Source organism: Yoonia sp. (assembly GCF_030731595.1).
GTDB lineage: Bacteria > Pseudomonadota > Alphaproteobacteria > Rhodobacterales > Rhodobacteraceae > Yoonia.
Genome location: NZ_JANQTS010000104.1, coordinates 21,799 through 36,313, shown reverse-complemented (window position 1 = coordinate 36,313; position 14,515 = coordinate 21,799). Strand labels below are relative to the sequence as shown.

Sequence of the window (14,515 nt, the reverse complement as noted above, 5' to 3'; positions counted from 1 at the left end):
GCGCAGACCGAAGAATATGGCGACATGTTCAAGTTCGGCGTCATCGACCCGGCCAAAGTTGTGCGCACTGCACTGCAGGACGCAGCCTCTGTTGCAGGCCTCTTGATCACAACCGAAGCTATGGTTGCTGACAGGCCCGCCAAAGAAGGCGCTGGCGGCGGCGGCGGCATGCCCGACATGGGCGGCATGGGCGGCATGATGTAAACGCGGCCCGGGGCTTGCCCCAGACCGGTTTGGCGAGGGACCGGCGTTTGCTAGCAAATGCCGAGAACCTCCAGTCCCAAACATAAACAGGGGCGGTTCCTTACGGAGCCGCCCTTTTCTTTTGTGCCATTCCCGTATCAACTTGCCCCGCGAGACGAAGGAGCGCAGACATGGAAAACATCGGGGTCGTCGGGTTGGGCCGCATGGGCAGTGCCATCGCCCGACGCATGCAGGCCGAGGGCCGCAATGTCATCGGCTGGACCCGCAGCGGACGACCGGTTGAGGGGATTGCAATGGCCCCCGACATCGCGCGTGTGGTGACACACAGCGACACCATTATTCTTAGTCTTTTTGATGATACCGCAGTGGCCGAAGTGCTGGACATGCTCTTGACGCTCGACCTTGGTGGCAAGCAGATCATCGAGACCAGCACCGTCGTTCCCACTGTTCTTCGCGACCGGATCGGGCAGATCAAAGCAACAGGCGCAACGGCTGTGGATGCCCCCATCTCTGGCGGTCCCGAGCTTGTGCTTGCAGGCGCTTGCGGCGTTTTCATCGGCGGGGATGACGCGGCAGCAACACGCGCGCAGACAACCTTGGGGGCGATTTCAAACCGTATCTTTCACGTAGGCCCACTGGGGGCCGGCCTTGTGATGAAAACGATCAATAATGGCATGATACAATGCTATTTCAACGGGCTTGGTGACCTGATGCCTTTGGCAAAGCGTGCCGGACTGCCGATGGAGACTGCAATACAAATCCTGATGGGTGGTCCAGCGGGGATGCCGATGCTCAAGGACCGGATGCCCAAAATTCTGGGGGAAGATCCGACCGTGGGCTTTACCGTTTCAGCCGGTCACAAGGACAATCAGGTTTTCCAGCGCGTGGTCCGGTCTTATGGGTTGGAATCGCCCATGCTCGTGGCATCGGGTGTCCGTCAACGCAGCGCAATCACTGCGGGTCTGGGAGAAGCTGATCCCGCAGCATTGGTGCGTTTTGCCTATGAGGGCGATTGACGTGAAAGTGACCTGCACCTTTGCCCCGGGTGGACCAATGAAATGAAGCTTTTCGGCCTTGTGGTGCTGATTATGTGCGCCTTTGCCGCAAACTCTTTGCTGGGCCGGATCGGGGTCGCTTTGCAAGGGATGGACCCGATGAATTTTGCCACGGTGCGGACAGGGGCCGGGGCAGGCATGTTATGGCTTTTGGTGAGCCTGCGCAAAGCACCCCGTCCGCCGATTTTCTCGGCCAAACGACTGGCCGGGGCTGCTGCCCTGACGCTTTATATGATCGGCTTTTCCTGGGCCTATATCACCTTGGACGCAGGTCTGGGGGCGCTGATCCTTTTCGGCGTTTTGCAGATCTTCATCTTCGGCTGGGCGGTCTTCAAGAAAAGTTCAATCCCGCTGCTGCGCTGGATCGGCGCGGGGGTGGCACTGACAGGGCTTTGTGTCTTGCTCTGGCCATCGGGCGAGGCGGCGGTTCCGTTGGGTGGCGCCTTTGCAATGGCACTGGCTGGGGCAAGCTGGGCGGCCTACACGATACTGGGGCAAGCAGAGGCCGACCCGCTGGGGGCCACCGCCAGCAATTTTCTGTTGTGCCTCCCGCTCGTCACTCTGCTGATGCTCTGGGTCGGGGTTGGCGCGATGCCACTACCGGGTGTGATCACGGCCATCATCGCAGGCGCGATCACATCAGGCTTGGGCTATGCGCTTTGGTATCGCGTGCTGCCTTCACTGCCGACGACTGTCGCGGGGATCGCCCAGCTCAGCGTGCCAGTGCTTGCTGTTGCAGCAGGTGTTGTGTTTCTGGACGAGCCGCTGACAGTACGGTTGGTGGTGGCGGGCGGTCTTGTGCTGGGCGGCATTGCCATCTCTTTGACCGCCCGACGCTAGGTTTCTTCAGGACAGGGGGTTTTGTGTAACCGCACACATGCTACCTATTGGGAATGAAAGTCGTTTGGGCTGCCTTTTTTGGTATCTTCACATCCAGCGCCGCGATGGCGCAGGAATGCGTCGTGATGCTGCACGGTCTGGCCCGCACCGAGATTTCCTTTGCGCCCCTGCAACTGGTTCTTGAGGACGCTGGATACAAAGTCGTCAATCGCGGCTATCCGTCAACCAGCGCGGACATTCAGACCTTGGTGAATGAAAACTTGCCAGAGGATGTGGCGGCTTGCGGCGATGCCCGCGTGAATTTCGTGACCCATTCGATGGGCGGGATTCTGGTCCGTGCTTGGCTGACCTCCAATCGCCCGCAAAAGATGGGGCGCGTGGTGATGTTGGGGCCACCCAATGGCGGGTCAGAGCTTGTCGATATTTTTGGTGATTTCGAGCCGTTTCAATGGGTCAACGGCCCCGCAGGCCTGCAACTGGGCACCGATGCCGACAGCCTGCCCAATTCGCTGGACCTGCTCCCCTATGAGATTGGCATCATCGCCGGGAACCGGACCCTCAACCCTGTCTATTCCGCCCTGATAGAAGGCCCCGACGACGGAAAAGTCTCGGTCGCGTCGACACGTTTGCCCGAGATGAGCGACCACTTGGTGCTGCCGGTGACCCACACGTTCATGATGAACAACCCGCTTGTGATCGAAGAGGTGGTGGCCTTTCTCAGAGACGGGCGTTTTGATCGCAGCCTAAGCCTGACGGGGATTATTTTCGGGACCGACTAACAAATCCTGTTCTTTGCAAGAACAGGACGCCTCCGGCGGAGGTATTTAAGAACAAAAGAAGATGAACCGCCGCTTTACTGCGCAGGCTTGATGACACGATTGACATGGCCCATTTTTCGCCCTGCCTTGACGTCGGCTTTGCCATAGAGGTGGATCGCAGCATCGGTCTTGGCCAGCTGTGGCACACGGTCCATGTCATCGCCGATCAGGTTCTCCATGACCACATCCGAATGCCGTGATCCATCGCCCAAAGGCCAACCCGCTACGGCCCTGATGTGCTGTTCGAACTGGCAGATGGTGCATCCGTTTTGCGTCCAATGGCCTGAATTATGGACGCGCGGGGCGATTTCGTTCACGATCAGACCCTGCGGCGTCACAAACAGCTCAACTCCCATGACGCCCACGTAGTCCAATGCGTTAAGCACGCGGGCGGCGATCAAGACCGCATCCGTCCGCTGGCTGGGACTGAGTGTGGCCGGCACGGTCGTTGTGCGCAGGATACCTGCCTCATGGACGTTCTCACCTGGATCATAGCACGCCACGGCACCATCCGGTGACCGCGCCCCGATCACAGAGACTTCATGGGTGAAGTCAACGAAACCTTCAAGGATCGCAGATGCACCTGCCATATCGGCGAACGCCTGATCCGCATCCGCAGGCGTCATGATCCGCGCCTGCCCTTTGCCGTCATAGCCCAAGCGGCGCGTTTTGAGAATCGCAGGCGTCCCGATCGTGGCGATCGCAGCGGCGAGGTCCGCCGCATTGGCCACATCTGCAAAAGGAGCGGTTTGCAGCCCGAGACTTTGCAGAAAGGTCTTTTCCGTCAACCGGTCCTGACTGGTGGCCAAGGCTTGCCGCCCCGGATGGATCGGGGCGAGTTGCTCCAGCAGATCAAGTGCGCTGGTGGGGATATTTTCAAACTCATAGGTGATGACGTCCACGGCATTGCCAAATGCGGTCAGCGCGGCCGCGTCGGTATAGCTCGCTGTCGTGACCTGATGCGCCACATCACCGGCAGGCGCACCCGCACCCGGCTCGAAGATGTGGGTCTTGAGGCCAAGCCGCGCCGCAGCGACGGCCAGCATACGCCCCAACTGGCCACCGCCCAAAATGCCGATGGTCGCCCCGACTGGCAGCGGCTCAGTCATCTGTCGGCTCTTCCGGGATCGAGGCGCTCAGATCACTGCGCCATTGGTCCAGTCGGGCGGCCAAAGCGGGGTCTTGCAGCGCCAGAATACCGGCCGCCAGCAACCCGCCATTCTTGGCCCCTGCCGCCCCGATTGCCATTGTCGCCACTGGATAGCCGCGCGGCATTTGCAGGATCGAATAAAGGCTATCGACACCGGACAGGGCATTGGTCTGGACTGGCACACCGATCACCGGCACCCGCGTCTTTGACGCCATCATGCCGGGCAAATGGGCCGCACCACCGGCGCCCGCGATAATCACCTGAAGGCCGCGATCCACTGCGGTCTTGCCATAGTCCCACAACCGGTCCGGTGTGCGGTGGGCCGAGACGATCTTGGTTTCGTAAACCACACCGAGTTCGTCCAGCACATCGGCCGCTTCGCGCAGTGTCGGCCAGTCTGACTGGCTGCCCATGATGATGCCGACAAGTGGTTTGGTCATGACAAAGACTCTCTGAGAAAAGGAAGCGGCACTATAGCCAAGGTGCTGTCCGCTGCAACGCCCGTCAGGCGATAATGTCAGGGAGAATCCGATCTTCAAGAACGGCGATCTGATCTTTGAGATAAAGCTTTTGCTTCTTGAGCCGCCTGATCGTCAACATATCCGACGATCCACGCACTTGCAGCGCATCAATCGCCTCGTCCAAGTCGCGATGCTCGCGCTTGAGAACGGCGAGCTTGACGCGCAAGACTTCGATCTGTTCCATTTTGGCAGAAGTATTCATTTGCGGGGCGTCCGGGTCATGTCTTATCGGATTACTCTACTGCGTTTCGTGCCCAAGAAGCTAATACTTCCTCTTGATCAATGCATCCCGCACCCCCATATTTTTAACAACGGCCGCCGCAATCGGGGCCATCACGTGACAGTCGCTTAAAGAAGGGCATGTCTTATGACAAAATTGGCTTTGGGAACCCATCCGTTCCTTTTGGGGTTCGAACAGCTTGAACGGCTCGTCGAGCGGACCGCGAAAAGCGGGAATGACGGTTATCCTCCCTATAACATTGAACAGACCTCTGAAAACTCCTACCGGATTACATTGGCGGTGGCAGGGTTTGCCGAACATGACCTTGCGATTACCGTCGAGGACAACTCGCTTGTCATTCGCGGGCGACAGTCCGACGACAGCGAAGGTCGGATTTTCCTGCATCGCGGAATAGCCGCGCGGCAGTTCCAGCGGTCATTTGTGCTGGCTGACGGAGTCGATGTGGGCGAGGCTGTAATGGAAAACGGCCTATTGCACGTCGATCTCACACGCGCTGTTCCAGAGCGGATCATCCAAACGATCAAAATCAAGAAAGGCTAGACAATGGATACGAAATTCGACCTCGAAAAAATCGGGCAGGACATCGTTTACGTAAAGCCCATTCTGGCGGCTGATCTGCCTGCCGACATGCGCGATCAGGTTGGCGATCTGGAAGAACTGTTCGCCGTGCATAATGCCGCTGGCGAGCAGCTCGCCTTGGTGGCCAATCGCAAGCTGGCGTTTCATCTGGCACGCGAAAACGATATGCGCCCTGTGACAGTACATTAAGGGCAGTAAGGTGGATCTTGATCCACCTTACCCTTTGATCAGTCCCAAACTTTCCAGCTTCAAAATCACCTGATGCGCACAGTTGTCCACAGGTACACTCTCTGTCTCTAGACGCAGTTCAGGGTTCTCAGGCACATCATAGGGGTCTGAAATACCTGTAAATTCCTTGATCTTGCCGGCGCGCGCGAGCTTATAAAGCCCCTTACGATCCCGCCGTTCGCATTCCTCGATCGATGTCGCAACGTGGACCTCGACAAAGGCACCGAACTGCTCGACATCTTCGCGCACGGCACGCCGCGTTGTGGCGTATGGCGCGATGGGTGCACAGATAGCAATGCCGCCGTTCTTTGTGATCTCAGAGGCAACATAGCCGATCCGTCGAATGTTCAGATCGCGGTGTTCTTTGCTGAAGCCCAGTTCGGACGACAGGTTCTTGCGCACAATGTCCCCATCAAGCAGCGTGACAGGCCGCCCCCCCATCTCCATCAGCTTGACCATCAGGGCGTTGGCCACAGTCGATTTGCCTGACCCCGAAAAACCGGTGAAAAAGACGGTAAACCCTTGTTTCGCGCGTGCTGGCCGGCTCTTGCGCAGCTCTTCGACCACTTGGGGAAAGGAAAACCATTCCGGAATTTCCAGCCCTTCGGCCAGACGGCGGCGCAATTCCGTGCCCGAAATATCAAGGATCGTCACCTTGTCCTTATCCAATATCTCGTCGGCGGGTTCATATTGCGCGCGGTCCTGCACATAGACCATCTGTTTGAAGTCGACCATTTCGATCCCCATTTCCGCCTGATGGGTGCGGAACAGGTCTTGTGCGTCATAAGGACCATAAAAATCCTGACCCGCGGAATTCTTGCCCGGTCCGGCGTGATCGCGGCCCACGATGAAATGGGTGCAACCGTGGTTCTTGCGGATCAGCCCGTGCCAGACCGCCTCGCGCGGGCCAGCCATGCGCATGGCAAGGTTCAGCAGCGACATCGTGGTGGTGGCAGAGGGGTACTGGTCCAGCACCGCCTCATAGCAGCGCACCCGGGTGAAATGGTCAATATCCCCCGGTTTGGTCATACCCACGACGGGATGAATAAGCAGGTTTGCCTGAGCCTCTTTCGCGGCCCGGAAGGTCAGTTCCTGATGGGCGCGATGCAGCGGGTTGCGGGTTTGGAAGGCCACGACCTTGCGCCAGCCCAGCTTGCGGAAATAGGCGCGCAATTCGTTGGGCGTGTCACGCCGCCCGCGAAAATCATAATGTACAGGTTGCTGAATGCCTGTGACCGGACCACCCAGATAGACCTTGCCAGCCGTATTGTGCAGGTAGTTCACCGCCGGATGCGCCAGATCATCGGCGCCGTAAACCATTTCGGCCTCATGCGCCTTGTTCGGCACCCACTTGTCGGTGACCGTCATTGTCGCAAGGATCACGCCCTCTTGGTCACGCAGTGCGATATCCTGACCCAGCGCGACCGTGTCGGCGAACCCTTCGGAGACATCCAGAGTAATCGGCATCGGCCACAGTGCACCATTGGCCAGACGCATGTGATCGACCACGCTGTCGTAATCAGCTTGCGACAAAAATCCCTTCAACGGGTTGAACCCGCCGTTCATCAACAACTCCAGATCGCAGATCTGGCGCAGCGACAGATCGTGGCTTTGCAGCTCTGCCGCATCCAGTTTCAGCTTTTGCGCGCTCTCGTAAGAGACATAGAGTTCCGGGATCGGAGCGAGATCAATTGCCATGATATTCTCAAATACTTCTATTTTCAGTTGACGCTGCCATAGACCCGCGCGTGATCCAATGTCTAGCAGAGGAAAGAAAAAAGACGCAGGTTCGGCCAATCTGAACCAGAACAGAACAGGCGTTACAAGAATTCGTCAATCGGGTGGCAACTGGACTATTCAGCCGCAGCAACCACTCCGCTATCTTCCATTTCTGCCAGATATTTTTCCGCATCAAGCGCCGCCATACAGCCCATGCCTGCACTGGTCACCGCTTGGCGATACACATGATCTGTCAAATCCCCTGCCGCGAAAACACCCGGAATGGCGGTCTTGGTCGTACCGGGGGCCACTTTGACGTAGCCGCCATTATGGGTTTCCAACTGATCCTTGACCAGTTCACTGGCAGGCGCGTGACCGATGGCGATAAAGACACCCTTGGCCGGAATATCAGTTAACACGCCAGTTTTTGTGTGCTTCACGCGCACCCCTTCAACGCCCAAAGGGCTGTCCGCGCCATAGACTTCTTCGATCTGATGGAACCAGAGGGTTTCAATCTTGGGGTTGTTCATCAGGCGGTTCTGCAAAATCTTTTCTGCCCGCAATTCGTCGCGACGATGGATCAGCGTTACTTTCGATGCGAAGTTCGTCAGAAAAAGCGCCTCTTCCACGGCCGTATTGCCGCCGCCGACCACGACAATCTCTTGGCCGCGATAGAAGAAACCGTCGCAGGTGGCGCAAGCGCTGACACCAAAGCCCTTGAATTTGTCCTCGGAAGGCAGCCCCAGCCATTTGGCCCGCGCGCCTGTGCACAGAATAATGGCATCGGCTGTGTATACGGTGCCACTATCGGACTTGGCCGTGAAGGGCCGGTTTTGCAGGTCCAGTTCGGTGATGATATCGCCCACGATATCGCAGCCCATCGCGCGGGCATGTGCTTCCATCCGGATCATCAGATCGGGGCCTTGGACTTCGGTATCACCGGGCCAGTTTTCGACTTCGGTGGTGGTGGTCAGCTGTCCACCCGGTTCGATCCCCTGCACCAGGACCGGTTCCAGCATCGCACGCGCGGCGTAAATTCCCGCAGTATAGCCCGCAGGACCGGAGCCGATAATCAGGACTTTAGAGTGACGTGTTTCGGTCATGGCAGCCTCGCAAAATATTCGTTCAAACTATACGCCCGCCAGCGCGCTGATGAAAGGCCAAGCATCCCATTTTCATGATGTTCTTTTCTTGCGTATCAGCGAAACATTGTTGCGCAGGTAGGGCATTACGCGTAGTATTTGCAAAAATAACGGGGAACAACCAATGCCGGGCACCAAACTAGACGAAATCGACCGCATGATTCTGGCCGAGCTTCAGGCGGATGGCCGCATGACGAACGTTGAACTTGCCAAACGCGTCGGCATCTCTGCCCCGCCGTGCCTGCGCCGCGTGCGAACCTTGGAGGAGCAGGGCTATATCCTGGGCTATCATGCGGTGGTTGATCCACGCGAATTGGGTTTCGAAGTGCAGGTCTTTGCCATGGTCGGCCTTGTCAGTCAGGCCGAGGTGGACCTGACCGCCTTTGAAAACCGCTGCAAAGGATGGTCGCTGGTCCGCGAGTGCCACATGCTGAATGGCGAGGTGGATTTCATCCTCAAATGCGTGGCCCCTGACCTGCGCACCTTCCAGCGCTTCCTGACCGAAGAACTGACCAGCGCGGAAAACGTGGCTTCGGTAAAGACCTCTCTGGTCATTCGCGGCGCCAAGGATGAACCGGGCGTGCCTTTTGACGTGCTCGAGGCGCGGTTGGCGCAGCAGGCCTAGCCGCCCGCCGAGGCCATCGCGCGCAAGAGCGCATCGGTTTCACTGTCTGCAGGAAAGAAAAGCTCGATCTTGAGAGCATCCAGCGTGATGTCCTCGGGTGTTCCGAACTGCGCAATCGTGGCGAACATGGAAAGCCGCATGGTCCCTGTCTTCAGGATCGTCGGCACGACCGGACCCGTTTCAAAGCCCTGCGGCGCGGGAACCTTTGACAGGTGCATCGCGGCCGCTTCGAGTTCCGGAACGCCACCTTGGGCGGCACTTTCCGTGCGCAGACGTCGCGCAGAATGATGTGCAACCGCTGGCCAATTTTCGATGAGCGGGGGCAAGAAATCGGACAGCATCAGGTCCAGCAAGCTGCTGCCTTCCGCGAGACCAAACTGGCCATAGAGCATGCGTGCCGGATCATTCATGCGCACGATGGACCAAAGCCTGTCAACTGCGATGGCGGGGTATGGTGCGTGCTGGCTCAGCGTATGCATAATGGCCTGCCGGATCGGGGCCATTGCCACATTGTCCCAAGAACGTGCCGTATAACGTGGTGCAAAACCGGCGTGATACAAAAGCTGGTTCTGCGCATCAAGCGGCAGTTGGAGTGCTTCACCCAGCTTCCCGATCATTTCGCGACTAGGCCGCGCGCGTCCCGTTTCCAGAAACGAGATGTGGCGCGATGACACCTCGGCCTCCAGCGCGAGATCAAGCTGGCTGAAACGACGGGCCTGCCGCCACGATTTGAGAGATTCCGAAAAAGTGTCCATGGAGCCCGTTTTATAGGGGCCAAGCAGTCTTGTCAGTTACCTCAGAGGTAATTGCGACAACGACGTCAAGCCATCTAGGCAAGCGGTGCGCTGCAAAGAGGTACCTCATGACACATGCATTTCACAAATTCTGGCTCAAGATCACGGCAATCGGCATAGGCAGCTTTGGACCCTTGTTCTTTTTGGCCACAATGCCTGCCACTTCCGGGCCAATTCGCTGGTCGCTGGACCTGCTAAGCTGGCCGCTTGATGGCGGCACGACCTTTGACCACCCTGATACGCTGTTTCTCAGCGCACTGACGGGGGGCTTCTTGTTTGGTTGGGGCGTTATGGTCTGGTGCCTTTCGACCTGGGTCTATGACGCCACACCAGAGGCCGTCCGCAAGTCGGTTGTGGTTGGAGTGCTGGCATGGTTTGTGCTCGACAGTGCAGGCTCGGTCACCTCTGGCAATGCCTCGAACGCCCTTTTCAACATCGTCGTCTTGCTGGTTCTCATCGGTCCACTTTGGGTCGCTGCAAAACCAGACAGCACCAAAGGACTGACGACATGACGCTCTTTCGCACGTTTCTAATCACCAACTTTGTTGCGATCTTTTCCTATACGGCTTTCACGATTGTGACCTATGGCATCAACATCGCGCCGATCTTCTTTGGTGACATTGCTTCGCTGACATGGCGTGGCCAGTTCGCCTTCGATTTCCTGACCTACCTTTGGCTATCTGGCCTTTGGGTCGCGTGGCGTGGTGGCTTTACAGGCGGTTCCATTGCACTCGGAGTGACGGCGTCCATTCTCGGAATGGTGGTGTTTGCGCCCTATCTGCTTTTCTTACTGAACCGCACAGGCGGCGACATGCGCGTTCTGCTTTTGGGTGTTCATGCAAAGACCTGATGCCGCAACAGAAAAGGGCACCCGCGTCAGCAGGTGCCCTTCCCTTCACTTGGCATCTGGACCCATGCGCGAACAGGTGGTCCAAAGCCGGTGAGCCTATTCGCCGCCTCCAAGCTGGTGAACATAGGCCGTGACTGCCTTGATCTCCGCATCGGTCAGGCGCTCGCCCCAAGGGGGCATCACACCAAAGCGGGCATAGCGCACGGTTTCTTCCAAAGTTGCGACACTGCCGCCATAAAGCCAGATCGCATCCGTCAGATTGGGTGCGCCCAGATCGCGGTTGCCCATACCGTTGTCGCCATGACAGGCCGCACAGTTGTTCAGGAACACCTCTGTACCTGCTTCAGCCAGTCCGGCGTCATGCTCTTGACCCGAAATCGCACGCACATGCTGCACGACCGCGTCGATCTCTTCATTGCTCAGGATCTCGTCAAAGGCGGTCATTTCAGAGTACCGGGCATCCCAGTCCTCTTCGTTCCGGATACCATGGCGTATGGTGTATTCGATGTTTTCGAAATCACCGCCCCAAAGCCAGTCGTCATCCAGCAGGTTGGGATAACCCTTGGCACCCGCAGCACCGGACCCGTGGCACTGTGAACAGTTGTTTCGGAAAACCGCACCACCGGCAGAAGTCGCAAAGCGTGCCAGCTCTTCATTCTCGCCCAGTGTTGACAGGTCGGCAGAGGCCAGTTGCGCCGAAATCTCGGCATTGGCGTCTTCAAACAGCGCGATGTCCTGCGCGACTTCGGCGCGCGTGGAATAGCCAAGGAGCCCCGATGTTGCTGCACTGACCAGGGGCCAAGCGGGATAAGCGATCGAATAGGCGACGCCCCAGATGATCGTGATATAGAACGTCCAGAGCCACCAGCGCGGCAGAGGGTTGTTCAGTTCCTTGATCCCGTCCCAAGAGTGACCAGTTGTGTCGGTTCCTGTGACGTCATCAATGTCTTTTTTGTCATTGCTGCTCATGATTGCAGCTCCTCAGTCTCGGAAGAACCGGGGTGGTCCTCGTTTCGGAAAGGGATGTTAGCGGTATCCTGATGGACCGAACGGCTGCCCGGGCGGAAGGCCCATGCAATCGCACCCACAAAAAGAGTGAACATCGCCACAAGCATCCAGTTGTCTGCGATCTCACGCAGAAGGGAAGTCTCTTGCATATCCAGCCCTCCTAGCGGCTTGCGGCTGGGGTAAAGGTCGAGAAATCAACCGTCGTTCCCAGCATTTGAAGATAGGCGATCAGGGCATCCATTTCGGACACACCCGGTGCGCCATCAAAGTTGCGGATCTGTGCGCCCGGATACCGTTCAAGCAGAGCATCATAGGCATCCGTGTCCGGATCGGCCTGCGCCATAACATCCGCCGCGGCCACCTCGATCATCTCGTCAGTGTAAGGCACACCGACAATCCGGTGCGTTGCCACCACGTCGGCCGCGTACTCTGCGTTGACTTCTGCATCGAGAAGGTAGGCGTAGCCCGGCATGACCGATTCAGGCACGACAGAGCGCGGTGCCGTCAGGTGATCGACATGCCAAGCATCCGAGTACTTGCCACCCACACGGGCCAGATCCGGCCCGGTGCGCTTGGAACCCCACTGGAACGGATGGTCATACATCGACTCCGCCGCCAGCGAGTAGTGACCGTAACGCTCGACCTCGTCGCGCATCGGCCGGATCATCTGGCTGTGACAGACATAGCAGCCTTCACGGACATAGATATCGCGGCCCGCGAGTTCGAGCGGGGAGTAGGGTCGCACCCCCTCTACCTCTTCGATGGTACCTTCGAGGTAGAAGAGGGGTGCGATTTCCACGATCCCGCCCACCGCCACCACCAACAGGGAGGAGACAAGGAGGAGCGTCGGGCTACGTTCCAGGATCGCGTGTTTGGACAGGAAGCCTTTGGCAGGGCTGTTTGGTGTATCAGACATATCTCAGCCTCCTTATTCTGCTGGCACGCCAACCGGCGCGGCGACTTTCGCCCCACCCCGGATGGTCATGAAGATGTTCCAGGACATGATCAGTGCGCCGGTCAGGTACAAAACCCCACCCAAAGCCCGGACCACATACATTGGGAACTTGGCGGACACGGTGTCGGCAAAGCTGTTCACAAGGAACCCGTTTGCGTCGACTTCGCGCCACATCAGGCCTTCCATGATCCCCGTGACCCACATCGAGGCCGCGTAGAGGATGATGCCGATTGTGGCCAACCAGAAATGCCAGCTGATCGCAGAGATCGAATGCATTTGCGCGCGCCCCCAGAGTTTCGGTGTCAGGAAGTAAAGCGCAGCAAATGTGATCATCCCGTTCCAGCCAAGTGCGCCAGAGTGGACGTGACCAATGGTCCAGTCTGTATAGTGTGACAGGCTGTTGACCGCGCGGATCGACATCATCGGCCCTTCGAATGTGGACATCCCGTAGAAGGCAAGGCTGATCACCATCATCCGCAAGATCGGATCGGTGCGCAGCTTGTCCCATGCCCCTTGCAGGGTCATCAGACCGTTGATCATGCCACCCCAGCTTGGCATCCACAGGATGATCGAAAAGACCATGCCAAGAGTTGATGCCCAGTCAGGCAGCGCCGTGTAGTGCAGGTGGTGTGGACCCGCCCAGATATAAAGGAAGATCAGCGCCCAGAAGTGGATGATCGACAGCTTGTAGGAGAACACAGGACGACCGGCCTGCTTGGGCACAAAGTAGTACATCATGCCCAGAAAGCCTGCCGTCAGGAAGAAGCCTACCGCGTTGTGGCCGTACCACCACTGGACCATCGCATCCTGCACGCCGGAAAAGACCTGCACGGATTTGCTGCCCCAGATGCTGACCGGAATGCTGATGTTGTTGACAAGATGCAGCATGGCCACGGTGACGATAAAGGCCAGAAGGAACCAGTTGGCGACATAGATGTGCTTTTCGGTACGCTTGAAGAGCGTCCCCAGAAAGACCAGCAAAAAGGCGACCCAGACGATGGTCAGCCACAGGTCGATGTACCACTCGGGCTCGGCGTATTCCTTGGACTGGGTGGCACCCAAAAGGTAACCTGTCGCGGCAAGTACGATGAAAAGATTGTACCCCCAAAACACAAACCATGACAGATTCCCCCCCCACAATCGTGCGCCGCTGGTCCGCTGCACGATGTAGAACGATGACATGATCAAAGCATTGCCGCCAAAGGCAAAGATCACGGCACTTGTGTGCAGCGGGCGCAGGCGTCCGAAATTCCCGTAGGGTTGCAAAACCTCAAAGTTCAGGCCCGGGAAAGCAAGTTGAAAGGCGATCACCACCCCAACCAGCATGCCCACGACACCCCAGAAACTGGTGGCAATGACACCGGCTCGGACAACGTCGTCCATATAGCCTGTTGGGGTTGGTCCCGGTTTGCTTTCCATGCTGCGCAAGACGCGCACGAACATGAAACCAGACACACCCAGAATAATGATGGCATGCACGATATAGGCCGTGTCACGCCCCCAGTTCGCGCCGATAGCGGCAAAAAGTGCGACGCACCCCAGCGCTATGAGCTTTACGTAGTTCCCCATAAGAGATCCCCTTCCTTTGGCAGATCACAAATGGATCCGTCGCTACTTGGTGATGTCGCTTATGCGGTTGGCGGACGGTCATCGTCCTTGATGTGGATCAATGGCCTATTTGATTTGGATCAAGGTAAGGCACGTCCCCACACGGCAGACTAAGCACATGGAGCGTTTGCGCGAACGATCGCCCCCACCGTAAAGCCGATTTGGGGAAAGCCGAACC

At 57.8% G+C, this 14,515-nt stretch carries 18 protein-coding genes and 1 pseudogene; 9 read left to right on the top strand and 10 right to left on the bottom strand.

Translation table 11 applies throughout. The features are described from left to right. The 4 genes and pseudogenes from groEL to NWQ23_RS12770 form a co-directional block, all read left to right on the top strand. Nucleotides 1-204 (top strand): annotated as a pseudogene (gene groEL / locus NWQ23_RS12785) (chaperonin GroEL); the annotation flags it as partial. Nucleotides 205-374: 170 nt separating this feature from the next. Then, nucleotides 375-1,220 carry an NAD(P)-dependent oxidoreductase gene (locus NWQ23_RS12780; RefSeq protein WP_306166758.1) on the top strand — a complete coding sequence of 282 codons (846 nt, stop codon included), beginning with the start codon at nucleotides 375-377 and terminating at the stop codon, nucleotides 1,218-1,220. A 42-nt stretch (nucleotides 1,221-1,262) separates the two neighbouring features. Beyond that, nucleotides 1,263-2,099 carry a DMT family transporter gene (locus NWQ23_RS12775; RefSeq protein ID WP_306166757.1) on the top strand — a complete coding sequence of 279 codons (837 nt, stop codon included), beginning with the start codon at nucleotides 1,263-1,265 and terminating at the stop codon, nucleotides 2,097-2,099. Between the two features lie 53 nt (nucleotides 2,100-2,152). Beyond that, entirely contained in the window at nucleotides 2,153-2,878 is a 726-nt protein-coding gene (locus NWQ23_RS12770) for an alpha/beta hydrolase (RefSeq protein ID WP_306166756.1), read from the top strand. Nucleotides 2,879-2,952: 74 nt separating this feature from the next. Here NWQ23_RS12770 and NWQ23_RS12765 read toward each other — a convergent pair whose 3' ends face one another. The 3 genes from NWQ23_RS12765 to NWQ23_RS12755 form a co-directional block, all read right to left on the bottom strand. Beyond that, complete coding sequence (locus tag NWQ23_RS12765) at nucleotides 2,953-4,026, bottom strand: 5-(carboxyamino)imidazole ribonucleotide synthase (RefSeq protein ID WP_306166755.1); 1,074 nt, start codon at nucleotides 4,024-4,026, stop codon at nucleotides 2,953-2,955. Next, on the bottom strand, nucleotides 4,019-4,507 hold the full coding sequence (gene purE / locus NWQ23_RS12760) for a 5-(carboxyamino)imidazole ribonucleotide mutase (RefSeq protein ID WP_306166754.1): 489 nt from the start codon (nucleotides 4,505-4,507) through the stop codon (nucleotides 4,019-4,021). The genes NWQ23_RS12765 and purE overlap by 8 nt, the downstream gene beginning before the upstream one ends. Before the next feature lie 64 nt (nucleotides 4,508-4,571). Continuing rightward, nucleotides 4,572-4,790, bottom strand: a complete 219-nt coding sequence (locus tag NWQ23_RS12755) for a YdcH family protein (protein WP_306166753.1) — start codon at nucleotides 4,788-4,790, stop codon at nucleotides 4,572-4,574. Between the two features lie 165 nt (nucleotides 4,791-4,955). Here NWQ23_RS12755 and NWQ23_RS12750 point away from each other — a divergent pair, with 165 nt between their 5' ends. Both NWQ23_RS12750 and NWQ23_RS12745 read left to right on the top strand, forming a co-directional pair. Then, a complete protein-coding gene (locus NWQ23_RS12750) occupies nucleotides 4,956-5,369 on the top strand; it encodes an Hsp20 family protein (RefSeq protein WP_306166751.1) in 414 nt (137 codons plus the stop codon). Nucleotides 5,370-5,372: 3 nt separating this feature from the next. Then, on the top strand, nucleotides 5,373-5,597 hold the full coding sequence (locus tag NWQ23_RS12745; RefSeq protein WP_306166750.1) for a DUF1150 family protein: 225 nt from the start codon (nucleotides 5,373-5,375) through the stop codon (nucleotides 5,595-5,597). A 27-nt stretch (nucleotides 5,598-5,624) separates the two neighbouring features. Here the strand turns inward: NWQ23_RS12745 and NWQ23_RS12740 are convergent, their stop codons facing one another. After that, nucleotides 5,625-7,334: a bifunctional sulfate adenylyltransferase/adenylylsulfate kinase gene (locus tag NWQ23_RS12740; protein WP_306166749.1), complete on the bottom strand. Its 1,710-nt coding sequence runs from the start codon at nucleotides 7,332-7,334 to the stop codon at nucleotides 5,625-5,627. Nucleotides 7,335-7,489: 155 nt separating this feature from the next. Further along, nucleotides 7,490-8,458, bottom strand: a complete 969-nt coding sequence (gene trxB, locus NWQ23_RS12735; RefSeq protein ID WP_306166748.1) for a thioredoxin-disulfide reductase — start codon at nucleotides 8,456-8,458, stop codon at nucleotides 7,490-7,492. Between the two features lie 163 nt (nucleotides 8,459-8,621). On the opposite strand from trxB, the gene NWQ23_RS12730 reads away from it, so the two are divergent. Next, nucleotides 8,622-9,122, top strand: coding sequence for an Lrp/AsnC family transcriptional regulator (locus NWQ23_RS12730; protein WP_306166747.1), 501 nt, complete (start codon nucleotides 8,622-8,624; stop codon nucleotides 9,120-9,122). On the opposite strand, the gene NWQ23_RS12725 is transcribed toward NWQ23_RS12730, so the two are convergent. Next, complete coding sequence (locus NWQ23_RS12725; protein WP_306166746.1) at nucleotides 9,119-9,877, bottom strand: helix-turn-helix domain-containing protein; 759 nt, start codon at nucleotides 9,875-9,877, stop codon at nucleotides 9,119-9,121. The genes NWQ23_RS12730 and NWQ23_RS12725 overlap by 4 nt on opposite strands. Before the next feature lie 107 nt (nucleotides 9,878-9,984). On the opposite strand from NWQ23_RS12725, the gene NWQ23_RS12720 reads away from it, so the two are divergent. Beyond that, the gene (locus NWQ23_RS12720) at nucleotides 9,985-10,428 is read left to right on the top strand and encodes a hypothetical protein (RefSeq protein ID WP_306166745.1); all 444 of its coding nucleotides are present in this window, start codon (nucleotides 9,985-9,987) and stop codon (nucleotides 10,426-10,428) included. Then, entirely contained in the window at nucleotides 10,425-10,766 is a 342-nt protein-coding gene (locus NWQ23_RS12715) for a hypothetical protein (protein WP_306166744.1), read from the top strand. The genes NWQ23_RS12720 and NWQ23_RS12715 overlap by 4 nt, the downstream gene beginning before the upstream one ends. 96 nt (nucleotides 10,767-10,862) lie before the next feature. On the opposite strand, the gene ccoP is transcribed toward NWQ23_RS12715, so the two are convergent. The 4 genes from ccoP to ccoN are packed head-to-tail and all read right to left on the bottom strand — an operon-like array spanning nucleotide 10,863 to nucleotide 14,298. Further along, the gene (ccoP, locus tag NWQ23_RS12710) at nucleotides 10,863-11,735 is read right to left on the bottom strand and encodes a cytochrome-c oxidase, cbb3-type subunit III (protein WP_306166743.1); all 873 of its coding nucleotides are present in this window, start codon (nucleotides 11,733-11,735) and stop codon (nucleotides 10,863-10,865) included. Beyond that, on the bottom strand, nucleotides 11,732-11,923 hold the full coding sequence (locus NWQ23_RS12705; protein ID WP_306166742.1) for a cbb3-type cytochrome c oxidase subunit 3: 192 nt from the start codon (nucleotides 11,921-11,923) through the stop codon (nucleotides 11,732-11,734). The genes ccoP and NWQ23_RS12705 overlap by 4 nt, the downstream gene beginning before the upstream one ends. An 11-nt stretch (nucleotides 11,924-11,934) precedes the next feature. Next, entirely contained in the window at nucleotides 11,935-12,690 is a 756-nt protein-coding gene (gene ccoO / locus NWQ23_RS12700; protein WP_306166741.1) for a cytochrome-c oxidase, cbb3-type subunit II, read from the bottom strand. A gap of 12 nt (nucleotides 12,691-12,702) precedes the next feature. Further along, on the bottom strand, nucleotides 12,703-14,298 hold the full coding sequence (gene ccoN, locus NWQ23_RS12695; RefSeq protein ID WP_306166740.1) for a cytochrome-c oxidase, cbb3-type subunit I: 1,596 nt from the start codon (nucleotides 14,296-14,298) through the stop codon (nucleotides 12,703-12,705). Between the last annotated feature and the right edge of the window lie 217 nt (nucleotides 14,299-14,515).

Bases quoted from the DNA above. Each gene is read 5' to 3' on its own strand.
- NWQ23_RS12775 (WP_306166757.1), top strand. From the start codon at position 1,263: ATGAAGCTTTTCGGCCTTGTGGTGCTGATTATGTGCGCCTTTGCCGCA.
- NWQ23_RS12715 (WP_306166744.1), top strand. From the start codon at position 10,425: ATGACGCTCTTTCGCACGTTTCTAATCACCAACTTTGTTGCGATCTTT.
- NWQ23_RS12750 (WP_306166751.1), top strand. From the start codon at position 4,956: ATGACAAAATTGGCTTTGGGAACCCATCCGTTCCTTTTGGGGTTCGAA.
- NWQ23_RS12745 (WP_306166750.1), top strand. From the start codon at position 5,373: ATGGATACGAAATTCGACCTCGAAAAAATCGGGCAGGACATCGTTTAC.
- ccoP (WP_306166743.1), bottom strand. From the start codon at position 11,735: ATGAGCAGCAATGACAAAAAAGACATTGATGACGTCACAGGAACCGAC.
- ccoN (WP_306166740.1), bottom strand. From the start codon at position 14,298: ATGGGGAACTACGTAAAGCTCATAGCGCTGGGGTGCGTCGCACTTTTT.
- NWQ23_RS12780 (WP_306166758.1), top strand. From the start codon at position 375: ATGGAAAACATCGGGGTCGTCGGGTTGGGCCGCATGGGCAGTGCCATC.
- purE (WP_306166754.1), bottom strand. From the start codon at position 4,507: ATGACCAAACCACTTGTCGGCATCATCATGGGCAGCCAGTCAGACTGG.
- NWQ23_RS12765 (WP_306166755.1), bottom strand. From the start codon at position 4,026: ATGACTGAGCCGCTGCCAGTCGGGGCGACCATCGGCATTTTGGGCGGT.
- NWQ23_RS12730 (WP_306166747.1), top strand. From the start codon at position 8,622: ATGCCGGGCACCAAACTAGACGAAATCGACCGCATGATTCTGGCCGAG.
- NWQ23_RS12770 (WP_306166756.1), top strand. From the start codon at position 2,153: ATGAAAGTCGTTTGGGCTGCCTTTTTTGGTATCTTCACATCCAGCGCC.
- trxB (WP_306166748.1), bottom strand. From the start codon at position 8,458: ATGACCGAAACACGTCACTCTAAAGTCCTGATTATCGGCTCCGGTCCT.
- NWQ23_RS12725 (WP_306166746.1), bottom strand. From the start codon at position 9,877: ATGGACACTTTTTCGGAATCTCTCAAATCGTGGCGGCAGGCCCGTCGT.
- ccoO (WP_306166741.1), bottom strand. From the start codon at position 12,690: ATGTCTGATACACCAAACAGCCCTGCCAAAGGCTTCCTGTCCAAACAC.
- NWQ23_RS12740 (WP_306166749.1), bottom strand. From the start codon at position 7,334: ATGGCAATTGATCTCGCTCCGATCCCGGAACTCTATGTCTCTTACGAG.
- NWQ23_RS12720 (WP_306166745.1), top strand. From the start codon at position 9,985: ATGACACATGCATTTCACAAATTCTGGCTCAAGATCACGGCAATCGGC.
- NWQ23_RS12705 (WP_306166742.1), bottom strand. From the start codon at position 11,923: ATGCAAGAGACTTCCCTTCTGCGTGAGATCGCAGACAACTGGATGCTT.
- NWQ23_RS12755 (WP_306166753.1), bottom strand. From the start codon at position 4,790: ATGAATACTTCTGCCAAAATGGAACAGATCGAAGTCTTGCGCGTCAAG.